General features: G+C 66.2%; 16 protein-coding genes and 2 pseudogenes. 4 read left to right on the top strand and 14 right to left on the bottom strand.

Annotated elements, in window-relative coordinates; genetic code table 11:
• Positions 1 to 129: 129 nt before the first annotated feature.
• The 10 genes and pseudogenes from AASM09_RS07755 to AASM09_RS07710 all read right to left on the bottom strand — a co-directional run bounded on the left by AASM09_RS07755 (position 130) and on the right by AASM09_RS07710 (position 13,981).
• Positions 130 to 1,014, bottom strand: a pseudogene (locus AASM09_RS07755) (endonuclease/exonuclease/phosphatase family protein).
• A 2-nt stretch (positions 1,015 to 1,016) separates the two neighbouring features.
• Positions 1,017 to 4,184 carry a discoidin domain-containing protein gene (locus AASM09_RS07750; RefSeq protein WP_049430601.1) on the bottom strand — a complete coding sequence of 1,056 codons (3,168 nt, stop codon included), beginning with the start codon at positions 4,182 to 4,184 and terminating at the stop codon, positions 1,017 to 1,019.
• On the bottom strand, positions 4,181 to 5,017 hold the full coding sequence (locus tag AASM09_RS07745) for a carbohydrate ABC transporter permease (protein ID WP_049430599.1): 837 nt from the start codon (positions 5,015 to 5,017) through the stop codon (positions 4,181 to 4,183). Before AASM09_RS07745 ends, AASM09_RS07750 begins: the two co-directional genes overlap by 4 nt.
• Positions 5,014 to 5,895 carry a carbohydrate ABC transporter permease gene (locus AASM09_RS07740; RefSeq protein WP_005410323.1) on the bottom strand — a complete coding sequence of 294 codons (882 nt, stop codon included), beginning with the start codon at positions 5,893 to 5,895 and terminating at the stop codon, positions 5,014 to 5,016. Before AASM09_RS07740 ends, AASM09_RS07745 begins: the two co-directional genes overlap by 4 nt.
• Entirely contained in the window at positions 5,892 to 7,232 is a 1,341-nt protein-coding gene (locus AASM09_RS07735) for a sugar ABC transporter substrate-binding protein (RefSeq protein ID WP_049430597.1), read from the bottom strand. The genes AASM09_RS07740 and AASM09_RS07735 overlap by 4 nt, the downstream gene beginning before the upstream one ends.
• Positions 7,233 to 7,236: 4 nt before the next feature.
• The gene (locus AASM09_RS07730; RefSeq protein WP_049430595.1) at positions 7,237 to 8,841 is read right to left on the bottom strand and encodes a glucoamylase family protein; all 1,605 of its coding nucleotides are present in this window, start codon (positions 8,839 to 8,841) and stop codon (positions 7,237 to 7,239) included.
• Between the two features lie 249 nt (positions 8,842 to 9,090).
• Positions 9,091 to 12,147 carry a TonB-dependent receptor gene (locus AASM09_RS07725; RefSeq protein WP_049430593.1) on the bottom strand — a complete coding sequence of 1,019 codons (3,057 nt, stop codon included), beginning with the start codon at positions 12,145 to 12,147 and terminating at the stop codon, positions 9,091 to 9,093.
• A gap of 76 nt (positions 12,148 to 12,223) precedes the next feature.
• Positions 12,224 to 13,261, bottom strand: coding sequence for a LacI family DNA-binding transcriptional regulator (locus AASM09_RS07720; protein ID WP_049430591.1), 1,038 nt, complete (start codon positions 13,259 to 13,261; stop codon positions 12,224 to 12,226).
• Between the two features lie 149 nt (positions 13,262 to 13,410).
• A pseudogene (locus tag AASM09_RS07715) lies at positions 13,411 to 13,661 on the bottom strand (BolA family protein).
• Between the two features lie 20 nt (positions 13,662 to 13,681).
• Complete coding sequence (locus tag AASM09_RS07710) at positions 13,682 to 13,981, bottom strand: YciI family protein (RefSeq protein WP_049430587.1); 300 nt, start codon at positions 13,979 to 13,981, stop codon at positions 13,682 to 13,684.
• Between the two features lie 374 nt (positions 13,982 to 14,355).
• Here AASM09_RS07710 and AASM09_RS07705 point away from each other — a divergent pair, with 374 nt between their 5' ends.
• Genes AASM09_RS07705 through AASM09_RS07695 form a run of 3 tightly spaced genes read left to right on the top strand, consistent with a single transcriptional unit; the run spans position 14,356 to position 17,780 of the window.
• Positions 14,356 to 15,261, top strand: coding sequence for a segregation and condensation protein A (locus AASM09_RS07705; RefSeq protein WP_049430585.1), 906 nt, complete (start codon positions 14,356 to 14,358; stop codon positions 15,259 to 15,261).
• Positions 15,262 to 15,274: 13 nt separating this feature from the next.
• Complete coding sequence (scpB, locus tag AASM09_RS07700; protein WP_049430584.1) at positions 15,275 to 16,150, top strand: SMC-Scp complex subunit ScpB; 876 nt, start codon at positions 15,275 to 15,277, stop codon at positions 16,148 to 16,150.
• Positions 16,143 to 17,780 (top strand): pseudouridine synthase, encoded by a 1,638-nt coding sequence (locus AASM09_RS07695; RefSeq protein WP_049430583.1) that lies wholly within the window; start codon positions 16,143 to 16,145, stop codon positions 17,778 to 17,780. Before scpB ends, AASM09_RS07695 begins: the two co-directional genes overlap by 8 nt.
• A gap of 108 nt (positions 17,781 to 17,888) precedes the next feature.
• Here AASM09_RS07695 and AASM09_RS07690 read toward each other — a convergent pair whose 3' ends face one another.
• Positions 17,889 to 18,677: an AraC family transcriptional regulator gene (locus AASM09_RS07690; RefSeq protein WP_049430582.1), complete on the bottom strand. Its 789-nt coding sequence runs from the start codon at positions 18,675 to 18,677 to the stop codon at positions 17,889 to 17,891.
• 90 nt (positions 18,678 to 18,767) lie between these two features.
• Here AASM09_RS07690 and AASM09_RS07685 point away from each other — a divergent pair, with 90 nt between their 5' ends.
• Positions 18,768 to 19,898 carry an MFS transporter gene (locus AASM09_RS07685; protein WP_049430581.1) on the top strand — a complete coding sequence of 377 codons (1,131 nt, stop codon included), beginning with the start codon at positions 18,768 to 18,770 and terminating at the stop codon, positions 19,896 to 19,898.
• On the opposite strand, the gene AASM09_RS07680 is transcribed toward AASM09_RS07685, so the two are convergent.
• The 3 genes from AASM09_RS07680 to AASM09_RS07670 form a co-directional block, all read right to left on the bottom strand.
• Entirely contained in the window at positions 19,885 to 20,319 is a 435-nt protein-coding gene (locus AASM09_RS07680) for a hypothetical protein (protein WP_049430579.1), read from the bottom strand. The genes AASM09_RS07685 and AASM09_RS07680 overlap by 14 nt on opposite strands.
• Positions 20,320 to 20,422: 103 nt before the next feature.
• The gene (locus AASM09_RS07675) at positions 20,423 to 21,229 is read right to left on the bottom strand and encodes an amidohydrolase (protein ID WP_049430577.1); all 807 of its coding nucleotides are present in this window, start codon (positions 21,227 to 21,229) and stop codon (positions 20,423 to 20,425) included.
• A gap of 14 nt (positions 21,230 to 21,243) precedes the next feature.
• Entirely contained in the window at positions 21,244 to 22,392 is a 1,149-nt protein-coding gene (locus AASM09_RS07670) for a pyridoxal phosphate-dependent aminotransferase (RefSeq protein ID WP_049430576.1), read from the bottom strand.
• Between the last annotated feature and the right edge of the window lie 24 nt (positions 22,393 to 22,416).

The raw sequence follows: 22,416 nt of genomic DNA, 5'->3' as shown, positions 1-22,416 counted from the left end.
ATCGATGATCCCCGCCGTTTCTGTTTGTGCCGTGCCGTGGTGGTTGCCGACCTTGGTCGGCGGCGTTGATTCAACGCACGCGGATACGTCCGTGCCAATCAAGGTTGGCACCTACCGAAGCAGGTTTGCTCAGGGTTTCGGCGCGAACTGCAGGCGGGTCCACACGCCGTAATGGTCCGAGGCCCAGCGACCGCTGTCGTCGGGCTGGTCGAACAGGATCTTCGCCTCGCGCGCAACCATCTCGTCCTGCTAGAAGAAGATGTGGTCGATCCGGGAGGGCGCCTGGTAGTAGTGGCGATTGAGCGTACTGACCCCGGCAAGGTCGGTGTTCACGTGCACGCTGCCGTAGCTGTCGCCGTAGTGGCTGCGCAGCTCGCTCAGGTCGCCGGCATCCACCAGTGCATTGAAGTCGCCGGCGATCACCACCGGAGCACCAGCCGACGTCGCAGCGATGAAGCGCAGCAGGTCCTCGACCTGGCTGCGGCGGATGCGTTGCCCGCTCTCGTCACTGCGCTCGTTGAGATGCGTGGCGTAGACGTTCACTGGCGTGCCGTCGACGTCGATGCGCAGGTGAGCAACCGTGCGGTAGTCGTCCAACGGCTGCAGCAGATGATCGCCGTGGGCAAGGATCGGTCGCCGGGTCAGCAGTGCATTGCCATAGCGCTTGGGCGCGCCCACCGGATCGGTGGACACGAACACGTACTTGTAGCCGAGCTGGCTTGCCAGCCACTGCGCCTGGTTGCGCACGTTGCGGCGCTGGATCACCTCCTGCAGGGCAACCGCATCCGGCTGCAGGCGCTTGAGCTCGGCCAGGATCGTGCGGCGCCGGCTCGGCCAGTCTTCGCGGTCATGATGCAGGTTGAAGGTGACCATGCTCATGCCTGGCGCGGAGGCAACGTCAGCCGCTGTCGCGGTGGCCGGCTCGGCCGCCATCAGCGCACCCGGCAATGCCAATGCAATTGCCAGCCCCAGGGCACGCACGGTCGTGCGCACCCCTGCCCCTTGCTGCTTCATCGTTACTGCCCCTTGCGCTCGGCGCGGCGCACCGCGCCCGGTACATCGATCTCGACCCGCGCCGGCAGCTGGTGCACGTGCAGTTCCTTGTTGACCCATTCGGCCGCTTCACCGTTGATGGTCGCCTCGCCCGGATCGCCGGCGTACGGCCACGGCAACACCACGCCACCGACCGGTGGCAGAAGGCCCGGCTGCACCTCCAGCACCAGCTGCTTGTCGCTGCGCTGCAGGCGGTAGTTGAGCTGGCCCTGCGGGGTGCGCAGGCCCTGAACGGCGATGCCCTCGCCCTGCAGCCACGCGGTCGGCACGCCAGCGGCCAGCACCAGCGCATCGTCCATGTCGCGGTTGTAAGCGAACATGTCCAGCGCCGAACGCACGAAATCCGAGGCTACCCACGCGTGCGGCAGGTCGCCGACGAAGAACGGCTTGCGCGGGGTGCGCGAGACCACTTCGGCCCACTGGTTCCAGGCCTGCGGCGCACGGTCCTTGAAGAAGAATTCGGTGGCCTGCCAGGCGCGGTCACGCCAGCCCAGGCGCACGAAAGCGGCCACGTTGCGCCACTCGTACGGGGTGTAGTCCTTCCACTCCCGCTTGCCATCGCGACGGGCCACGAACTCCTTCCAGTAGCGCTCGAAGGTCGCCTCCAGCGCCTGCTGCGGCAGTCGGCCCTGCTCGCCGCCCGGCGCCAGCGCGATGGTGGTCGAGGTCGCATCGAAATCGCCCAGTTCGGCCGAGCCCGGCAGATAGTCGATGGTGTGCTGCTGCATCGCCGACAGCAGCGATGCCTGCAGGTCATCACGGAACTGGTCACGCGATTCAGCGATCTGCATCGCTTCGACCTTGCCCAGCTGGGTCGCAAGCAGCGCCGCGTCCTTGTAGCCGCGCAGCGCCCAGAAGTTGTCCCAGTACGAATGCATCGGCTTGGCCGAATAGCCTTCGTGGCTGATCGAGGCCGGCATCATCCCGTAGAAGGCCGGGTTGCGCGCGCGGTTCTCTTCGGTGCGCTCGCTGGCGCGCAGCTGCTCCATGTAGGTGTAAGCGCCCTGCACGTGCGGCCACATCAGCTCGGTGAAGGTGCTGTCGCCGGTATAGCGCCCGTACTCGGCGATGCTGTAGATCAGCTCACCGTGGCTGTCGTTCTCCGGCACCGGGTCGCTGCCGCGCGCGTCGACGCAGCACGGCACCTTGCCGTTCTCGAACTGGTACGGCGCATACCAGTTGATGTAGTCACGCACCGCATCGCTGCGCCCCATGCGCAGCAGGCCCTCGGAAATCATCGCGCCATCGCGGATCCAGCTGCGGGCATAGGAACGCGTGCCCGGCTGCAGGCGCGGCCCGACGCGCGAGATCAGCATGTGCGCGACTGCCGTGCGCAGGGTGTCGACCAGCGGCTGGCCCGCAGCGGGCACCTGCAGCGAGACCACGCCCAGCTTCTGCCGCCACTGCTCGGCCACCTGCGCCTGCGCCTTGGCCACGTCCAGCGCCTTCGGCGCCCAGCCACCGGTCTGCGGCAGTACCACCGCCACCTCGCGGCTCTGGCCGGGCTCGAGCTTGATCGTGTAGATCAACGCGCCCGACGCCATGCCGGTGCTGTCCTTCACTGCGGTGGCTGCCGGGTACTTGCCGTCCGCCAGATGCATCGCATCGAGCTTGCCATCGAACGTGCTGGCAAAGCGCGCATCCGGAACCTGCAGCGGGTAGATGCGCGGCTCGCCGTTGACCCGCACCAGCTGCTCGCCGACATCCAGTGCATCGATGCGGCTGAAGCCACCGACGGTATTGAGGAACTGCGTGGGCGGATTGACCTGCCACGGCCGGATCGCCAGTGCCAGGGTGTATTCGTGTGCGACCTTGTCCGGATTGCTCAGCCGGTAGCGGCCGATCAGCTGCGCACGCTCCGGTGTGCCCTGCACGAAACCGGTCACCGCCAGGCCGGCCTTTTCATGCACCCAGTCGACATTGGCGATCGGCAGGTAGTGATCCTGCAGCGACTGGGTGATCGCGACCTTTGACCAGTCCAGCAGCTTGCCATCGAGGCGGATGAACGGCTCGATGCTGAAGCTGCCCTTGGCCGGCTCCAGCGCGCCATCTTCGCTGATCAGCGCCTGTTCCTGGCCGCCATCAAGGCCGAGCAGGGTCCAGTACGGCTGTTCGCCCACATAGGCACGCGGCAGCGAGCCACGCGGCAGATCGGCGGCCACCGAGGACAGGAAGGCATTGGGCGTGGCGGCGAACGCCAGCGGCTTCAGTGCGATGTCACGGATGCCGTAACGCCAGTTCGGGCCATCCTGCAGATCGAAGCGCACGTAGCGTGCATCGGTATCCGGCAGCGCCAGCCAGTCACGGCCACCGGCGCCGCTGGTCACCTCGCGCACAGTGCGCCAGTCGCGGCCATCTTCCGAGGTACGCACGGTGTAGCGGCGCGCTTCCAGATTCGGCAGCCAGTCGATCACCGCACCGCCGATCTCGCGGCTCTTGTGCAGGTCCAGGCTGATGGTCTGCTGCTTGACGCCACCGCTGATCCAGAACGTATCGCTCTTGCCATCGATCATGCGGTCCTGCAGCGCGGTGGCGGTATCGGCGATCACCGACGGCACCAGCGCCGAATCATCCTGCGGCGGCAGGCCCTGCAGGGTCAGCTTGTCGAAGCACACCGTGCCGCGGCCGCCGACCTTGCTGTAGATGGTGAATTCGACGGCGGCGCTGCTCGCCATGTCCTTCCCGGGCGACGGCCCCCACGCCTTGTCAATCTGCCGACGCCGGTACTCGACCGGCGTCCATGCCCTGGGGAAGCTGTAGCCGGGACGGTTGACCCACCAGACGTTGTCGCCGCTGGCGTCGATCAGCTTGAACTGCAGGTCGTTGCCCGGCGAATCACCGCGCAGCTGGAAGCCGAAGCGGTAATTGACCGGGTACTCGATGTTCAGCGCACGACGGATGCCGACGTAGCCGGAGACATCGTGGAAATCGTAGTCCAGGCACAGCGCGCGGCCACCGCCGGCGCCGCTGACCGGACGCAGCGAACCGCTGACCTGGTCGGACAGCACCAACTTCCAGGCCGCGATGTCGTCGAAGTCGTCCAGCACCTTCGGTGCCGGCAGCGCCGGGGGTGCGGCGATCGCCAGGGAGGTCCACAACAGGCCCAGTCCAACGGCGATCGCTCGCTTCATCCCTTGACGCTCCCCAGCAACAGACCTTGGATGTAGTACCGCTGCAGCACCAGGAACAGCGCCAGCACCGGGACCACGGTGACCACCGCGCCAGCCATCATCATTTCCACGTCCATGATGTGCTCGCGCGAGAGGGTGGCCAGCGCCACCGGCAAAGTGTAGTGCTCCTGGTCGGTCAACACGATCAGCGGCCACATGAAATCGTTCCATGCGCCCATGAAGGTGAAGATCGCCAGGGTCACCAGCACCGGCTTGAGCATCGGCAGCACGATCTGGAAGAAGATACGCAGCTCCCCTGCCCCGTCGATGCGCGCCGCCTCCAGCAGTTCGTCCGGAATCGAACGCGCGTACTGGCGCACCAGGAAGATGCCGAACACGCTGGCCAGCGCCGGCACGATCACGCCACCGAAGCTGTTGACCAGCCCCAGCTGCTTCATCAGCAGGAACAGCGGCAGCATGGCCACCTGCGCCGGAATCACCAGCGCCGCCATCAGCACCTGGAACAGGCGCTCGCGGCCGACGAAGTTGAGCTTGGCGAAGGCATAGCCGGCCATGGTATTGAGCAGCAGCGAACCGACCGTGATGCCGAGCGACACCAGCAGGCTGTTGGCGAAGTTGCCGCCCATGCCGGTGCGCGCGAACAGCTCATGGTAGTTGTGCGTGGTGACGCTGGAAGGCAGCAGCGGCGGCGGGAAATGGCTGGCCTCGCCCTGCGGCATGAACGAGACCGACACCATCCACAGCAGCGGCGCCAGGCTGACCAGGGCCAGCACCAGCAACGCCCCATTGATCATCCACGGGTACCAGCGCGACTGGCCGATTTCACGACTCATACCAACTGCCTCTTGCGGCCGAAACGCAGCATCACGGTGGTCACCGCCAGGATGATCAGGAACAGCAGGAACGCCACAGCCGAGGCGCGTCCCAGGTTCCACCACTTGAAGCCTTCCTCGAACATGAAATACAGCACGCTGACGGTGCTCTGCAGTGGGTCGCCGCGGGTCATCACGTACGGTTCGGCGAACAGCTGGAAGTAGCCGGACACGGTAATCACCCCGACCACCAGCAGCACCGGGCCGAGCATCGGCAGGGTGATGTGCAGGAACTGCTTCCAGCGCGAGGCGCCATCGATGCGCGCGGCCTCGTACAGGTCATGCGGGATCGCCTGCAGGCCGGCCAGGAAGATCACCATGTTGTAGCCGAAGTTCTTCCATACCGCGAACAGCATGATGGTCGGCATCGCCCAGTTGGGATCACCCAGCCAGTCGATCGGGCTGATGCCCAGATGGCCCAGCCCGTAGTTCACCAGACCGTAGCTGGTATGGAACAGGTAGCGCCAGATCACCGCCACCGCCACCAGCGTGGTCACCACCGGCGCGAACAGTGCGGTGCGGAACAGTGCCTTGAAGCGTGCGGCCGGCGCATTGAGCAGCATCGCTGCGCCCAGCGACACGCCGATCGACAACGGTACGCCGATCAACACGAAGTAGGTGGTATTCCACAGCGACTTCCAGAACATCGGCGTCTGCAGCAGGTCGATGTAGTTGCCCAGCCCGACAAAGCGCAGGTTGCTGCTGTCGGCCAGTGCATACAGGTCGAAGTCGGTCACGCTCAGCGCCAGCGCCGAGGCCACCGGCAGGCCGAAGAACACGCCCAGCACGATCAGCGAGGGGCCGGCGAAGATCCAGCCGGCAAGCGAAGTACGTTTCATTGCGCGCTCCCGGCGGCGACGGCACTGCTGGATCGCGGCGACGATACGCGCTGCTGCAGGCGTTGTTGTTCATGCATCCAGCGGCGCTTGGCCAGCACCTTGTCCACGCGCTGGTCGAGTTCTTCGACGGCCTTGTCCTGCGGCAGACCACCACGCACCACCTTCTCGGTGACGATGCGCATTTCCTGCACGATGCGCTCCCATTCGAGCACCTTCGGCGTCGGCTTGACCCGCTCCAGCTGGTCACGGAACGCTGCGGCCAGTGGATCGTTGGCCAGCGACGGCGCGCTCCAGGTGCTGCGACGTGGCGGCAGGTCGCCGATGATCGAATGGAAACGTGCCTGGATCTGCGGGCGCGACAGGAACTCGATCAGCTTCCACGACGCTTCCTTCTGCTGCGACTTGCGGAAGATCACCAGGCTGGTGCCTCCGGCGATGCCGGCCCCTGGGCCGTCCGGTCCCGGCAGCGCGGCCGTGCCCCACTGCCCTTCCAGTTCCTTGGGCTGCAGCTTCTTGAACTCGCGGATGTTCCAGGGGCCGGAAATGTAGAACACGTTGAAGCCACGGAAGAACTCGTCCCAGACGTTGGAGATCTGCGTCTCGGACATCTTCGGCGCCCAGCCCTGCTCGAACATGTTGGCGTAGAAGGCCAGCGTGCGGCGGAAGCCCGGGCTGGCGAAGTTGCCGCGGGTGTCGTCGTCGCGCAGCAGCGGGTCGGGCTGCTGCAGCGCCAGCGACAGCTGCTGCTCGAATTCGTTGATCGGCATCAGCACCGCATAGCGGTTCGGGCCCTGCATGCGCTTGATCGCCGCCATCTGCTCGTCCCATTCCTGCCACGTGCGCGGTGGGTGGTCGTAGCCGGCCTTGGCCAGCAGGTCCTTGCGGTAGTAGATCAGGCGGGTGTCGACATACCACGGCACACCGACCAGCTCGCCGTGGATCACGTTGGTATCCCAGATGCCCTGGAAATAATCCTTCTCATCGACCACGGCCGAATGATCGACGAACGGCTGCAACGGGGTCAGCGCATCGAGCTCGGCAAACTCCGGCACCCAGGTGTTGCCGAGCTGGCAGACATCCGGCAGGCCATCGGCGGCGAACGCGGTCAGCAGCTTCTCGTGCGCGGCGGTCCACGGGATGTTCTGCACGTCCACCTTGATGCCGGGGTTTTCGGCTTCGAACTCATGGATCAGCTCGCTGACCACCTCGGCTTCGCGGCCCATCGCCCAGAAGCGCACGGTAGTGGTGCCCGGTTCGGTACGGGCGCAGCCGGCCACGGCCAATGCGGCCAGGGCGGGCAGCGTCCAGCGGCGCAGGCGGTCGATCCAGTTCGGCATCGGGTTACTTGCCCTGGCCTGTGGTGCGGTTGGCATTGTTCTTCTGTTCCTGCGCGGCAGCCGCGCGTGATTCGGCGATACCCACCGCGCGTGCCGCCGCGGCCTTTTCGTCTTTCTGCAGTTCCAGCGGCTGGAACGACCCCTCCGGCGCCAGCCAGCCACCACTGAATCCGGCCCGCTCCAACCCCTTGCGGATGTACGGGTTCTTCTTCATCACTTCCCAGACGAAGTCGTTGCGGTAGTTGGCGATCATGGTCAGGATCGGGCCCTGGTCGATGGCGATGTAGTCGCTGGCGACCCAGCCGCGATCAGGCACCACGCGGCCGGTCTTGATCGGGATGTCGTAGTTGAAGCTGGGGTTGAACGAATCCAGGAAGCCGTAGCTGGAATAGATGTAGTCGCCGTATCGCTTGTGCATCTCCAGCGTGGCCGGGATCACCTGTTCCGGCGCGAACACCACCGACGCGATCGCGGCAGTCGGCGCGATGGTGCCGTCATCGAAGTTCTCGCGCAGGCCGGCGCCGCGCGAAGAGTAATGGCGGAACTGGCGCTGCTCGCCACGATACTCCTGCGTGGTGTTCTGCGGGCCATCGCTGGCGGTCAGGCCCCACACGTTCTCGCCGTAATCCTTCCACTGCATCGGGTTGGCGATGGCGTATTCGCGCTGGGCCAGCGCGGCCGAGCGGCTGTTGAGGAAGTAGGTGCTGCCGCGCTCGCGCATGTACGCGTCCTGGATGTCGCGGAAGTCGATCCAGACGTGGCTGTACTGGTGGCCGAACAGCGGGCCGAAGGACAGGTATTCCTGGCCCTGGTAGACACCCCAGTCGTTGTCATAGGTACGCGTCCAGACCGTCCACGCGTCCGGGCTGACCGGGTGCGTCGGCGACCCCAGGGCGAGGATGTAGACCATCATCGCCTCGTTGTAGCCCATCCAGTCATGGTCGATGAAGCCACTCTCGGGGAACCAGCCCATCGAGATCAGCGGCGCACGCTGCTGCAGCCAGGGCCAGTCGACCTTCTTGTACAGGGTGTCGGCGATCTGGCGGATCTCCTTCTCGCGCGGATCGTCTCCGTCGTAGTACGACTGCGCGAACAGCACGCCCATCATCAGCAGCGCCGTATCCACCGAGGACAGTTCGACCCAGCTGTCGTAGCGACGACCTTCCTGCATGTCCAGGAAGTGGTAGTAGAAACCCTTGTAGCCGGCCTTGCCGGTACGCTGCGGGCCCATCGGCACGTCGCGGAAGAACTTCAGCGTGGTCAGGGTGCGGTCGATCGCCTGGTTGCGGCTGACCCAGCCGTTCTCGATGCCGATCGGATAGGCAGTCAGTGCGAACCCAACCGAGGCGATGCTGGCGAACGGCCGCGACGGATAGCGGTCCGGGGTCAGCCCGTTGATCTCGTTGGTGGTGTCCCAGAAGAACTGGAAGGTGCGGCGCTCGATGTCATCGAACAGCGGCGGCAGCTCAGGTTTCATCGGCCGCGGTGGTGCGTCGGCCTCGATCAGGATCACCGGTGGGCGCGGCTTGGCAGGCTCCTGCTGGGCCGGCTGGCAGGCGGCCACGGCCAGGCTCAACGCTGCGGCGGACAACAGATGGCGTGCCTGCATGGCGCGGTTCCTCCGGTGGTCTGATCGATGGGAAAGCATAACGTCCAATGATCTGAAATCGTTTACAAGGTGCGTTCTTAAAAAACCACGAACATCGTGGCCTGACACCGCGATCATTGCCCACGCCGCTGCCCCCTGGCCGGCAGCGGCGTGGGCAATGGACCGGCACGGAGCCGGCCATTGCCGTTTTCACGCGATCGATGCCGCCGGCGAACCGGCGGCATCTGGGTCGTGCATCTACATCCGGGCTTAGAAGCGGAAGCCCACTTCGGCCTTGACCTGGCGCGGCGTACCGACGATGTCGCCGGTCTCGTTGTAGCTCGCGGTCAACTTGCCATTCTTGTAGTAGTTGTAGTTCGAGAAATTGTCGAAGTTGAACACGTTGATGATGTCGATACGCGCATACAGCTCGGTATCGCCCGGCATCTTGAACGTCTTCGTCGCCTGCAGGTCGACCGAGCGATAACCGAAGATCTTGCCACCCAGCAGGAACTTGCCGTTGCCACCCGGAACCGCCGCCATCGGGGTCGGCAGGTCGAAGCCATTGGCCTGCGGCACGCCGTACCAGTCGTTGATCGCGGTCGGGGTGGCCAGGGTGATCTTGCCACCGAAGGTGATGCCCCAGAAGCCCGCATACGAACCGGTCACCACCAGGCGGTGACGCGGCGCGCCGTTGGAGCGGATGGTCGGGTAGTCACCGATCACGCCACGGTCGAACGCGTAGTGCTCGTTGATGTCACGGTTGTGGCGGGCGGTGGTCCAGGTATAGGCGATGGAGGTGCCCCAGCCGCTTTCCTGGGTGAACGGCTTCTGCGCCGACAACAGGATCTGGGTCGCACGGGTCTTGATGCCCTGCTGGCCGATGATCAGGCTGCCGAAGCCCGGCACGTTGCAGCTCCACGCCTGGCTCAGGCCGGCCTCGGTGCCACCGCACAGGCGCGGGTCATCGAAGAAGTTGCCGGTCGGGTAGCGGTTACCCAGGGTGAAGGCAAAGCCATCGTAGGTCAGCGTGCGCGCGATGGTGGCGTCGGTCAGCCAGTCACCGATCTGGTTGCTCATGCCCAGGCTGAACTGGTCAGCGTAGGGCACCTTGAGATTGTTGTTCAGCAGGTCGACTTCCAGGCCGGCGTTGCTGGTCGAACCGACCAGACTCTGCAGGTTGCCGATACCGTTGAGCAGGTTCGGATTCCAGTCATAGCAGGCGGCGTTGCCCTGGAAGCACTGGCCGGTGGCTGGGTTGCGGAAGTAGATGGTCGGCTGCGGCAGGGCCAGCTTGGTGGTTTCCAGCTGCAGGTAGTCGAACAGGTCACGGTCGTAGGAACGGCCGGCACCACCGTGGATCACGTGCTGCTCGTCGGCATTGATGTCATACGAGAAACCCAGGCGCGGCTGCCAGGCATTCTTGAATGCCTTGCGGTTGTGGCCGTTGCTGATGTAATCGTTGATGTTCAGGCCGCTCAGCGCCAGCGTGTCGGCGTAGCTCTGGCCAGCGGCGGCACGCGGATCCTGCGCGAACAGCGCATTGACCACTTCCGGCGGGGTCACGAAGTCCAGATAGGACGGGTTCTTCTCGTAGTCCCAACGCAGGCCGAGGTTCAGCTGCAGGTGGTCGTTGACCTGCCAATCGTCCTGGATGAACAGGCCGATCTGCTTGACCTTCGAACGCACTTCACCCGACACGCCGGACACGCCGGTGACCGGCTTCACGAACTGCGCCTTGTACGGGATGCTGTCAGGGAAGGCCGGGTTGTCGATGGTGTAATAGAACTGCGGATTGATCTGCGCCGCATCGGAGGCGTACAGGTCGATCTGCTTGTACTTGGCGCCCATCTTGATGGTGTGGTCGCCAGCCCACTCGATACCGTCCAGGGTCAGGTTGTCTTCGATCGACCAGCCCTTCTGGCCCTTTACCTGCGACGACATCGCCGAGGAACCACCGATCGAGACGATGGCGCGCTCCTCGCTCTTGCCGTCCGGCGCGGTGTAGTTGAAACCGTTGCCCATGCTCAGCGGCTTGGGATTGTTGAACGAATCCTCGTGGGTCACCATCAGCTCGTTGTAGTAACGCTCACCGCTGTGGTTCCAGCGCAGCGCGTAACGACGGTCGGTGTTCTTGGTTTCCTTGCCGTGCATCGGCGCGGTCTGGTCCGAGAACTGCTGCTGGGTTTCATCGCGGTCCTGGAAGGTCAGTTCCAGGCGATCGTTGTCGGTCGGCTCGAAGTCGACCTTGGCGAAGATCAGGTCCTGCTGGAACGGCTGGCTGGCCGGGCCCAGGCCGGCCTGGGCATCAGCCGGGACGCGGTTGGCCTTGTTGGTCACCGCACCATGCGGTGCGATGGTCACCGGCAGATCGAAGCGCTTGGCTTCATAGGTCACGAAGAAGTGGGCCTTGTCCTTGACGATCGGGCCGCCCAGGGCGAAGCCGTATTCCTTCTCGGCAGAATCCTCCTTGCCCTTGCCCGGCTGACGCTCGGCCGGGGTCATCGCGCGCATGCTGTCGTTGGTATAACGGTAGAAGGTTTCACCCTTGAACTCGTTGGTACCCGACTTGGTCGCGGCCGTGACCGCTGCACTGGACACCTGGCCGTACTCGGCCTTGTAGTTGCCGGTGATGACCTTGTACTCGCCGATGGCCAGCTGCGGGAACGGGTTACCGGCACTGCCGGACTGGCCGGCCACGCCGCCGCCCTTGACGTAGCTCTTCTGGCCCACACCGTCGATGTAGACGTTGGTGCCGTCGGAGTTGGTGGCACCGCCGCGCAGCGAGGTGTTGCCCTTGGCGTCGCGGGTGAAGATCATGCCCGGCACCGCGTCAGCGAACTCCAGGAAGTTGCGCGAGACCTGCGGGGTGGTCTGGATCTGCTGCAGGCTGACGGTCTTGCCGACTTCGGACGTGCGCACTTCCTGCAGCAGGGTCGGCGCGACGACGTTGACAGTGTCCAGGTTGGTCGCCGCGGTCGAACCCGGCGTGCTGCTGGCGGCACCGGCAAAGTTCAGGGTGGCGGTCGAAGCCACGGTGACGGTGACCTTCTGCGACTGGCCGTTGGCGACCACGTCGTAGGTGCCCGGGTCCAGGCCCATCAGCGAGTAGCTGCCATCGGCACGGACGGTGCCGCGACGGACGGTACCAGTGGCCACGTTGGTGGCGGTGACTTCAGAGCCAGCCTGGGCGCCGGCAACCTGGCCGCGCAGGCTGGCGTTGGCCGACTGCGCCATGACGTTCGGAGCAGCGGCCAGCATCAGGCAGCTGACCAGTGCGGTGCTCAGCAGCCGGCGCGCCGGCGTGCGGAAGGTGGTATGCATCATCAACTCAATCTCCGGGTGGCGGTGACCGCTCGCGCGGTCCCTGCGATCAATCAAAAAAGAAGGAACGCCTCTGGCTTCAACGGCCCGATGGCGGAGTGGTGGAATCGCGAACTATCAAGCGGGGAACCAGGGTCTGCTTGTCCCCTGTCCCATCCGTGGAGGTGCCGTCCATCAACTGCATCAGGCGCGTCATGGCCCGATCGCCGAGCTCGGCGATGCTGACCTGCATGGTGGTCAGCGACGGGTGGACGAAACGCGCCAGTGGAATGTCATCGAAACCCGCCAGGGCGACATCGGACGGCACATGGACCCCTGCCTGCGTGAAGGCATACAGGCACCCCAGGGCCATCATGTCGTTGGCGGCAAACACGGCATCGGGCAGCGCTCCGGCTGCCAGCAACTCCTGACCGGCGCGATGGCCGGAAGCTTCGTCGAAATCACCGGGCAGCTCGATGCCTTCGGCGTCACTGCCGAAAGCCGCCAGCGCGTCACGGAAGCCGCGCAGGCGCTCGCGCGCGTCGAAGTTGAGGTCCGGGCCAGAAATGAAAGCGATGCGGCAGTGACCGGCATCGAGCAGATGGCGGGTCATCGCCATCGCACCGGCATGGTCATCGATGCTCAGCACCGGGTGGTCCTGCCCGGGCAGATAGGTGTTGATCAGCACCGTCGGCAACGACTGCGGCAGGTTGTCGGTCAGGAAGCCGGGGCTCTCGGCATAGGGCGAAAGCACCAGCAGGCCGTCGACGCGGCCGCGCATGGCACGCAGGGCCGCGCCCTGCTGTTCCTGGTCACCGTGGTAGCTGGACACCAGCAGGTGCTGGCGGCGGTTGCGGGCGACGTTGTCGATGCCGCGCATCAGCTCGGAGAAGAATTCGCCGTACAGGTCAGGCAGCACCACGCCCACCGTATTGGTGCGGCGGCTGCTCAGGCTGCGGGCGGCGGCGTGCGGGGTGTAACGCAGCCGTGCGGCCACCTCCAGCACAAGCTGGCGGACCGGTTCGGCGACATTTTCATGCCCGTTGAGCGCGCGGGAAACCGTGGCCACGGAGACCCGGGCTTCGCGTGCGACGTCTTTGATTGTGATAGCTGCCTTGTTCACGAAGCCGCCCTCCACGGCTTGGACCTACCAGCATTGGCGCGGAATGTAAGCGTTTCCATCTGGGCTTGTAAACAGTCCGTTAGGCGAATGTCCTGAAATGGACATGGAAATCTGTCTGTGGCAGGCCCGCAGAGGGACCCGCCAGGACAGCGTGGGACAAGGGCTCAGCCCTGTTCTGACGGGGTCAATGCGCGAATGGACAGCGCGTGGATGCGGTCTCCATCATCGCCCCCAGCGCGGCATAGACAGCGCGATGCCGGGCCAGCGGACCCAGTCCCGCGAAGCGTTCGCTGACGATATGCAGGTTGAAGTGACCGCGGCCATCCCTCGCACCCGCGTGGCCGGCATGCCGATGGCTGTCGTCTTCGATTTCCAGCACGCTGGGGGCCAGCGCCTGTTGCAGTGCGTCACGCATCCGCTCGATCCGCTCCGCGTTCACGGCAGGACCTTGCGGAACGGACGCACCTGTACATGGGTGTAGACGCCCGCGGCGACGTAAGGGTCGGCATCGGCCCAGGCCTGGGCCTGCACGACCGACTCGAACTGCGCGATCACCACCGAACCACTGAAACCGGCCGGGCCCGGGTCCTCGCTGTCCACTGCCGGGCACGGCCCGGCCAGCAGCAGGCGGCCTTCGTCGCGCAGCGCGTGCAGGCGCGCCAGGTGTTCCGGCCGCGCCTGCAGCCGCTGCGCCAGCACATCCTGGCCGTCATAGCCTTCAATCACATACCACACGGCATTTCCTCGCTTGCGTTGTCGGGTGCGCAGATTCTAGCCAATGCGGCCCCCGCCCCGGCCCGGCTGGACACTGGCGCGACAAAGGCTTACCCTAGGCTCCATTGCACGTGGCTGGATGCAGCAGCCCGTCGGTTTTTGCGGCCAACGCAGCCCCCGACGACCGTCCCGCTGCTTCAAACCGGCCCACCTGGCCGGGCCACGTAGACGACCTCCCCGTAGTTCCGTCGCTGCCGTTTCCTGCGGCGCGTCCTGCTGTTTGATATGTGTGGAATCGCGCCGATCCCGGCGTGTCTGGTGCCCTGGGGCTCCGTGGCCCTGGCCCGGCGAACCCGGTGCCGCGACTGGTCCGTTGCAATCCTGATGTCCATTAGATGACTTCCGAACTCGCGCTCGACGCGAACCCGCCAACCCGGCCGCCCGCCCCCCAGCAGCAGGAAATGCCGCTGGCCGTGGTGCATGGGCAACCGGTCCTGCAGATTCCGCAGGACCTGTACATTCCCCCGGATGCGCTGGAAGTCATCCTGGATGCCTTCGAAGGCCCGCTGGACCTGCTGCTGTACCTGATCCGCCGCCAGAACCTGGACGTACTGGACATTCCCGTGGCCGAGATCACCCGGCAGTACGTGGAATACATCACCGTGATGCGCGAGCTGCGCTTCGAGCTGGCCGCCGAGTACCTGGTGATGGCCGCGATCCTGGCCGAAGTGAAGTCACGCATGCTGCTGCCGCGCCCGGTCAGCGAAGACGGCGATGAGGCCGATCCGCGCGCCGAGCTGGTGCGCCGGCTGCAGGAGTACGAACGCTTCAAGCAGGCTGCCGAGGACATCGACGCCCTGCCCCGCCAGGACCGCGACACCAGCGTGGCCCATGCCTTCATGCCCGACCGCGCTGCGGTGAAGCTGCCGCCACCGGTCGACCTGAAGGAAATGCTGCTGGCCCTGCACGACGTGCTCAAGCGCGCCGAGCTGTTCAGCGGCCACGCCATCAAGCGCGAGGCGCTGAGTGTGCGCCAGCGCATGGGCGACGTACTGGGTCGTCTGGAAGACGGCAAGTTCTATCGTTTTGAAGGGCTGTTCACTGCTGAAGAAGGCAAGCTGGGCGTGCTGGTCACGTTCCTGGCGGTGCTGGAACTGGCCAAGGAACAGCTACTGGACATCGTCCAGGAAGAACCGCTGGCGCCGATCTACGTGAAGTCCCTGGCCGCCGGCAACACCAATGCCCCGCTGCAGTTCAGCAGCGAGTTCGACGACAACGACGCCGCCAACGAGAACGAGTGAGCGCTGACTGCCGATGGACCAAACGCTGATCAACCGCATTGTCGAGGGCGCCCTGCTGGCCTCCAGCCAGCCGCTCACCCTGGCCCAGCTGAAAGACCTGTTCCCGGAAGAGGAGCCGGCACCGCCGGGCAGCATCGAACGTGCGCTTGAGCGCCTGCGCGAAGCCTGCGAAGGCCGTGGCGTGGAACTGGTCGAGGTCGCCTCCGGCTTCCGCTACCAGGTGACCGGCGAAGTGCATGGCTGGATCAGCCGGCTGTGGACCGAACGCAAGACCCGCTACACCCGTGCCACCCTGGAAACCCTGGCGCTGATTGCCTACCGGCAGCCGATCACCCGTGGTGAGATCGAGCAGGTGCGCGGCGTGGCGGTCAGCAGCAACATCATCCAGGCGCTGGAAGAGCGCGAGTGGATCCGCGTGGTCGGCCACCGCGACGTGCCCGGCAAGCCTGCCCTGTTCGGCACCACCAAGGGCTTCCTGGACTACTTCGGCCTGAAGCGCCTGGACGAGCTGCCGCCGCTGTCGGAACTGAAAGACCTGGGCGAGCTGGAACCGCAGCTGGCCCTGGACCGCGACGCACCGGCCGCCGCCAGTGCCGACGGTCCGGACATTTCGGCTGGCGCCGATGGCGCTGCCGCGAACGATGACACCGGCCTGGCCGGCAGCGACACCCCCGATTCCGCCGATGCAGCGTCTGCGTCGGCTTCCGATGAGCAAGCACCTTCGCCCCTCGATGATGGGCACCCCGATTCCGCGCCGGGCGAGCGCGCGGTGACCCTGAACGAACGCGAAGACAACGCCGTCGCGACGACGACCGTGGCTGTTGACCAAGCCGATTCCGAACCAGAGGCCGACCTCGAAACCGTCGGCCGGAGCAAAACTGATGAGTGACACCCCCCGTAACAAGCTCTCGCTCAAGCGTGAAGCCACCTCCGAACAGTTCAAGCTGGAAGAGCGCCTGCACAAGGTGCTGGCCCAGGCTGGCCTGGGTTCGCGCCGCGCGCTGGAACAGCGCATCGCCGAAGGCCTGGTCAAGGTCAACGGTGAAGTCGCGCAGACCGGCATGTCGGTCAAGAGCGGCGACAAGATCGAGCTGGATGGCCGCGGCTTCGTCGCCACCGCCCTGGCCGAACCGTCGCGCGTGCTGGTCTACAACAAGCCGGAAGGCGAAGTGACCACCCGCGAAGACCCCGAAGGCCGCCCGACCGTGTTCGAGTCGCTGCCGCCGCTGAAGGGCGCGCGCTGGATCGCGATCGGCCGCCTGGACATCAACACCACCGGCCTGCTGCTGGCCACCACCGACGGTGAACTGGCCAACGCCATGATGCACCCGTCGTTCGAGGTCGAGCGCGAGTACGTGGTGCGCGTGCGTGCCCCGGAAGGCGAGGAGAAGGTCTCCGACGCCATCGTCGACCGCCTCGCCCGCGGCGTGGCGCTGGAAGACGGCCCGGCCAAGTTCGACGAGATCGAACGCATCGGCGGTACCGATTCACACGACTGGTTCCGCGTCGTGGTGAAGGAAGGCCGCAACCGCGAAGTGCGCCGCCTGTGGGAATCGCAGGGCTGCCAGGTCAGCCGCCTGAAGCGCACCCGCTACGGCAAGGTGAGCCTGCCGCGCGAACTGGCCCGTGGCCATTCGGTGGAACTGGGCACCACCCAGGTGGAAGCCCTGCGTGCGCAGCTGAAGCTGGAAGAAGGCGCGCCGTCGGCGCTGACCCTGCAGCCGGTGATCGGCCAGCGCCGCGCCGCCAAGACCACCGTGCGCGTGCGCGAAGGTGGCCGTGGCAATGCCTACGTCAATGGCCACAACACGGCCGATGAAGGCCGCGAGCTGCGTCGTTTCGACAACGTCCGCGAAGACCGCGGCCGTGGTCGCGGCGGCAAGGGCGGCGGCTTCAAGGGCGGCCTGACCGTCAGCGGTGAAGCGGCGGCCAAGCAGTCGCAGAAACCGTTCAAGCAGCGCGCACCGAAGAACGACCGCTCGCTGCCGGAAGGCAACCCGGCCGCGTTCCGCACCTGGTACGTGCCGGACGGCGTGAGCACCGGCCCGAGCGGCCATCGCAATGCGGGTCCGGGCGCACGTGGCCCGGGTGCCCGTGGTCCGGGCGCGGGTGGCCAGGGCCGTCCGTACGGCAAGCCGAAGGGTCCGGGCGCTGGCGCCGGTGGCGGCCAGGGCCGTGGCGGTTTTGGCGGTGAAGGCCGTGGCGGCGCAGGCGGCCAGGGCCGTCCGGCCGGTAGCGGCAACCGCTCGCAGGGCCAGGGCAACAAGCACCCGTACGGCCATCCGGGCAACGCCCCGAGCTTCCCGTCCGACCACGCCACCCCGGGCTTCAACCCGTATGGCAGCCCCAAGCCGGCACACGGCGCCCGTCCGGGCGGTCGCGGTCCGGGCGCTGGCAACAACCGTGGCCCGGGCGGCAATCGCGGCCCCGGCGGTCCGGGTGGCAACCGTGGCCCGGGTGGCCCCGGCGGCAACCGCGGTCCGGGCGGCCCGCGCCGCAGCGGCCCGCGCGGCGGCTGATCGCTGGTACGCATGAAATGAAAAACCCCGGCTCAGGCCGGGGTTTTTCGTTGGAAAAGGGGACGGAGGGGATTAAGTCGTTTTTGCCTCAAAGGGGGCGAAAGCGACTTAATCCCCTCCGTCCCCTTTTTCATGGCGCTGGAAGGCGGCGGGCGTGGTGCCGGTCATGCTGCGGAAAAAGGCGATGAACGGGCTCTCGGCGGAAAAGCCGGTGTCCTGCGCCACATGCGCGACGCGATGGCCCAACAACAGCAACTCCATGGCCCGCATCAGGCGCCATTGTTGGCGCCAGGCCTGGTAGCCCATGCCGGTATCACGCTGCATCAACCGGCCGACCGTGCGCACGCTCAGGCCCGCGCGCGCGGCCAGTTCACCCAGTTCGGGCGGCAACTGCTCGGCCAGCGGCAGGCAGCGCGCAATCCGCGGGTCGCGTGGCAGCGGCAGGTCCATCGGCGCCACCGGGGCGGCGGCGATCTCCAGCATGCACAACGCCAGTTGGTGGTGCGCGCGCGGTGCCCGCCAGTCATGGTCGAACGGCGCCTGCGCGATCGGCTCCAGCAATGCCTGCAGCAGGGGACCCACGCCAATGATCGCCGGCTGCCGGGGCAGCTGGGCCGACAGGGTGGCGTCGAAGTACAACGAACGGTAGTCGACCGCCTGGCGCATCTGCGCGCGATGGCGCAGCCCGCCCGGAATCCACGCCGCGCGGGCGGGCGGCAGCAGGCTGATGCGATCACCGAAGGTCAGCCGCGTACAGCCCTGCCGGGTGTACAGCAATTGCGCGCGTGCATGCTGGTGCCAACCCGAGTCGTGATCCGCCAGTGAGGCCGCGATCCCCAGCACCGGAGCGCTCCAGGCATCGGCGTCGAAGTACGCGTCCGGCTGCAACCAGGCCATGTCTGATTTCATATATTCAATGACAGGATAGATAGAGTGCGCCATTGCAGGCATCACCACAATGCGCGGCCCTGTTCCTGGAGCGCCCGCATGTCGCGTCGCCTGTTGTTGCTCACCATCGCGCTGCTGATGTTCCCCCAGCTTGCGCAGACCCTGTACAGCCCTGCCCTGGCCGACCTCGCCGGGCGCTTCGCACTGCCCCCCGCCGCCGCCAGCCAGGCCATGAGCCTGTACCTGTTCGGTTTCGCCGCCGGTGTCCTGCTATGGGGGCGGCTGGCCGACCATATCGGCCGTCGTCCCGCCCTGCTCTGCGGTCTGGCTGTGTTCGCACTGGCGGCCTGCGGCGGCCTGCTGGCCAGCACGTTCGGCCACGTCCTGCTGGCCCAGGCACTGGCCGCGCTGGGTGCGGCGGCGGCCTCGGTGGTAACCCAGACCGTACTGCGCGACCGCCTGAAGGGTCCCGCGTTGGAGCAGGCGTTCTCATGGATCGGCATGGCGTTGGCCTTGAGCCCGGCGATCGGGCTGGCACTGGGCGTGCTGCTGGTGGACCGCCATGGCTATGCCGGCGTGCAGGCCGGCCTGCTGCTGATCGTCATCCTGCTGATGCTCGGATGCGCATCCGGCCTGCAGGAGAGCCGCCCTGCCGAAGTCGTGCACACACCCCTGCTGCCACTGTTGCGGCAGCTGCTGCGTGATCGCTGGATCTGGTCACAGGCGCTGCTGGTGATGGCGTTCAACGTGGCCATGTACAGCTGGTACGCGTTGGGCCCGTTCGTGTTCGAACGCCTGCACTGGCCGCTGGCCTGGTTCGGTGCCAGCGGCGCGGTGCTGGCACTGGGCTCGGCGCTGGGTGCATGGGGCAATGCTCGCCTGCTGCGCGCAGGCATTGCCTCGGCCACGCGCATCCGGCTCGCCGCGGGACTGGTGCTGGCCGGCGGGCTGTTGGCTGCATTGCTGCGCAATCAACCGGCACTGGTCGCGGCGATGGTACCGGTGGTGGCCGGTTTCGGCCTGGCCATTCCCAATGTGCTGGGCCAGGCCCTGCGCGGATACCCGCACTGCCTGGGCAGCGCAGGCGCCCTGTTCGGCCTGCTCTACTACCTGCTGATCGGCGCAGCGATGGCCGTGGTCGGTGCACTGCAACTGCTGGCACCGACCCTCATCCTGTGCGGCCTGCTGGCCCTGTGGCTGCAGCGGCCGGCACGGCTCAGCGCCGGCTGATGGTGAAGGCGGCGCCGTCCACGCCCAGATCCCAGCCCTTGCCGGTGCCGGACAGGGCCAGCGAAATATCGCCCTTGGTCATCACCTGCGCATTGCTGGACTTCACGGCACCGGCATGCGCGCCGACCGACGCGTAAGTGCCCAGCAGCTCGTTGACGCTCACGGCGCCGGTGAAGCTGCCGCGGCCATTGGTGATCTTCGACTTGCCGACCGTCAGGCCGCCGCCCTTCATCTCGATGCGCACCGGCATGCTGGCGCCATTGCTGCAGGTGACCGTGCCATTGCCGGATGCGGTCTTGTAGATCAGCGACCAACCGGACAGGTTGTAACGCAGCTCGCAATCGAGGTTGCCGGCAGCCTGTGCGGCCGGCGCCAACGATGCGGCGGACAGGGCCAGCAGCAGTGCGAAGGACTTGTTCATGGCAGGACTTCCAGTTCGGTCGGACTGGTGGCGAATCTAGCAGCGCGCGCGTGCAGGTTGGATGCAGGCGCGCGCGCTGGTGCGGCAGCGTTCAGGCCGTCGTTCAGGCCTGCTCGTCGAAGTGGAAAGCATCGGCGTCAAGCATGGCCGGGAAGCGCGCGCGATGTGCGGCCAGCGCCTCGGCCGAAATGGTGGTGGTGACCACCTGTTCCCGCTCACGGATTTCCACCTGCGGCTGGCCAAGGAAATCCAGCACCGCGCTGTCGCCGGCGTAATGCAGCTGGTTGCCGTCGACACCGACGCGGTTCACCGCCGCCACGAAGCACAGGTTCTCGATCGCCCGTGCACGCAACAGGGTCTTCCACGCGTAGGCGCGTGCCGACGGCCAGTTGGCGACGAAGATCTGCAGGTCGAAGTCCAATTGCCCGGGACGCTCGACGTTGTAGCGGTTGCGGCAGAACACCGGGAAACGCAGGTCGTAGCAGACCTGTGGATTGATCCGCCAGCCTTTCCATTCCACGCTCAGGCGCTCACGGCCAGCAACATAACGTTCGTGCTCGCCACCGTAGCGGAACAGGTGGCGCTTGTCGTAGTACCGCAGCCCGCCATCAGGCGTGGCAAACAGCAGGCGGTTGTAGACGCCTTCACCATCGCGCAACTGCACGCTGCCGATCACCGCCGCATTCAATGCCCGTGCCTGCTCGCGCACCCAGGCCACGGTCGGGCCGTCCATGCCTTCGGCCTGGGCGATGGCGTCGTTGGAGAAGCCACTGGTGAATGTCTCCGGCAGGATCACCAGATCGGTGGTGCCGGCCAGCGGTGCCAGCAGCGCGCCGTAGTAGGCGCGGTTGCCCGCCGGGTCATGCCAGCGGGTGTCGCCCTGGACGAGGGAAATGCGCAGGTCCTGCATGGTCACTGATCCGCTCACAGCAGGCGCAGGCGTTCGATCGCCGCGTCCATGGTCGCTTCGTTCTTGGCGAAGCACAGGCGCACCAGGCGCTGGCCGGCCGGCGGATTCTCGTAGAACGGCGACAGTGGGATGGCAGTGACGCCCTTCTCGATGGTCAGCCACTTCACGAATTCGTGGTCCGGCAGGTCACTGATGGCCGAGTAGTCGACCAGCTGGAAATAGCCGCCCGGCACCGGCAGCGCCTTCAGGCGGGTGCTGGCCAGCTGCTCGCGGAAACGGTCGCGCTTGGCCTGGTAGAACGCGCCCAGCTCCAGATGGTGTTCCGGCTCGTCGCGGATCATCGCGGCGAAACCGTACTGCGCCGGGCCGAAGCTGGTGAAGGTGTTGTACTGGTGCACCTTGCGGAACTCGGCGGTCAGCGCCGGCGGCGCGATTGCATAGCCGATCTTCCAGCCGGTGCAGTGGTAGGTCTTGCCGAAGCTGGAAATGACGAACGCGCGTTCGCGCAGTTCCGGGTAGCGCAGCGCCGATTCATGGCGACGGCCGTCATAGATGATGTGCTCATACACTTCATCGGAAATCAGGTAGATCTGCGTGCCGCGCAGCAGTTCGGCCAGCGCCTGCATGTCCTGCGCCGACAGCATCGCACCGGACGGGTTGTGCGGGGTGTTGACGATCAGCATGCGGGTGCGCGGGGTGATCGCCGCACGCACGCGGTCCCAGTCAACGGCGAAGGTCTGCGGATCCAGCGACACATGCACGGCCCTGGCACCGGCCAGGTCGATCGCCGGTTCATAGCAGTCATAGGCCGGGTCGAGCACGATCACTTCTTCGCCGGCACGCACCACGGCGTGGATGGCGTTGAAGATGGCCTCGGTACCGCCACTGGTGACGGTGATCTCGCTGTCCGCATCGACCTGCGCGCCGTAGCAGTCCAGTGCCTTCTGCGCGATGGCCTGGCGCAGCGGCGCCACGCCGGTCATCGGCGGGTACTGGTTGAACCCGGCGGCCATCGCCTTGGCGGTCTCATCGATCAGGCGCTGCGGCGCGGAAAAGTCCGGGAAACCCTGGCCCAGGTTGACCGCGCCGTGTTCGGCAGCGAGCTGGGACATCACGGTGAAGATCGTGGTACCGACCTTGGGCAGCTTGGTGTTGGGTTGCATCGGCCTGAAGTCTGGGGGAACGAG

This window comes from Stenotrophomonas maltophilia (assembly GCF_039555535.1).
GTDB classification, from domain to species: Bacteria; Pseudomonadota; Gammaproteobacteria; order Xanthomonadales; family Xanthomonadaceae; genus Stenotrophomonas; species Stenotrophomonas maltophilia_Q.
Note: the sequence above shows the minus strand (reverse complement) of the source record. Positions and strands in the feature narration are given on the sequence as shown.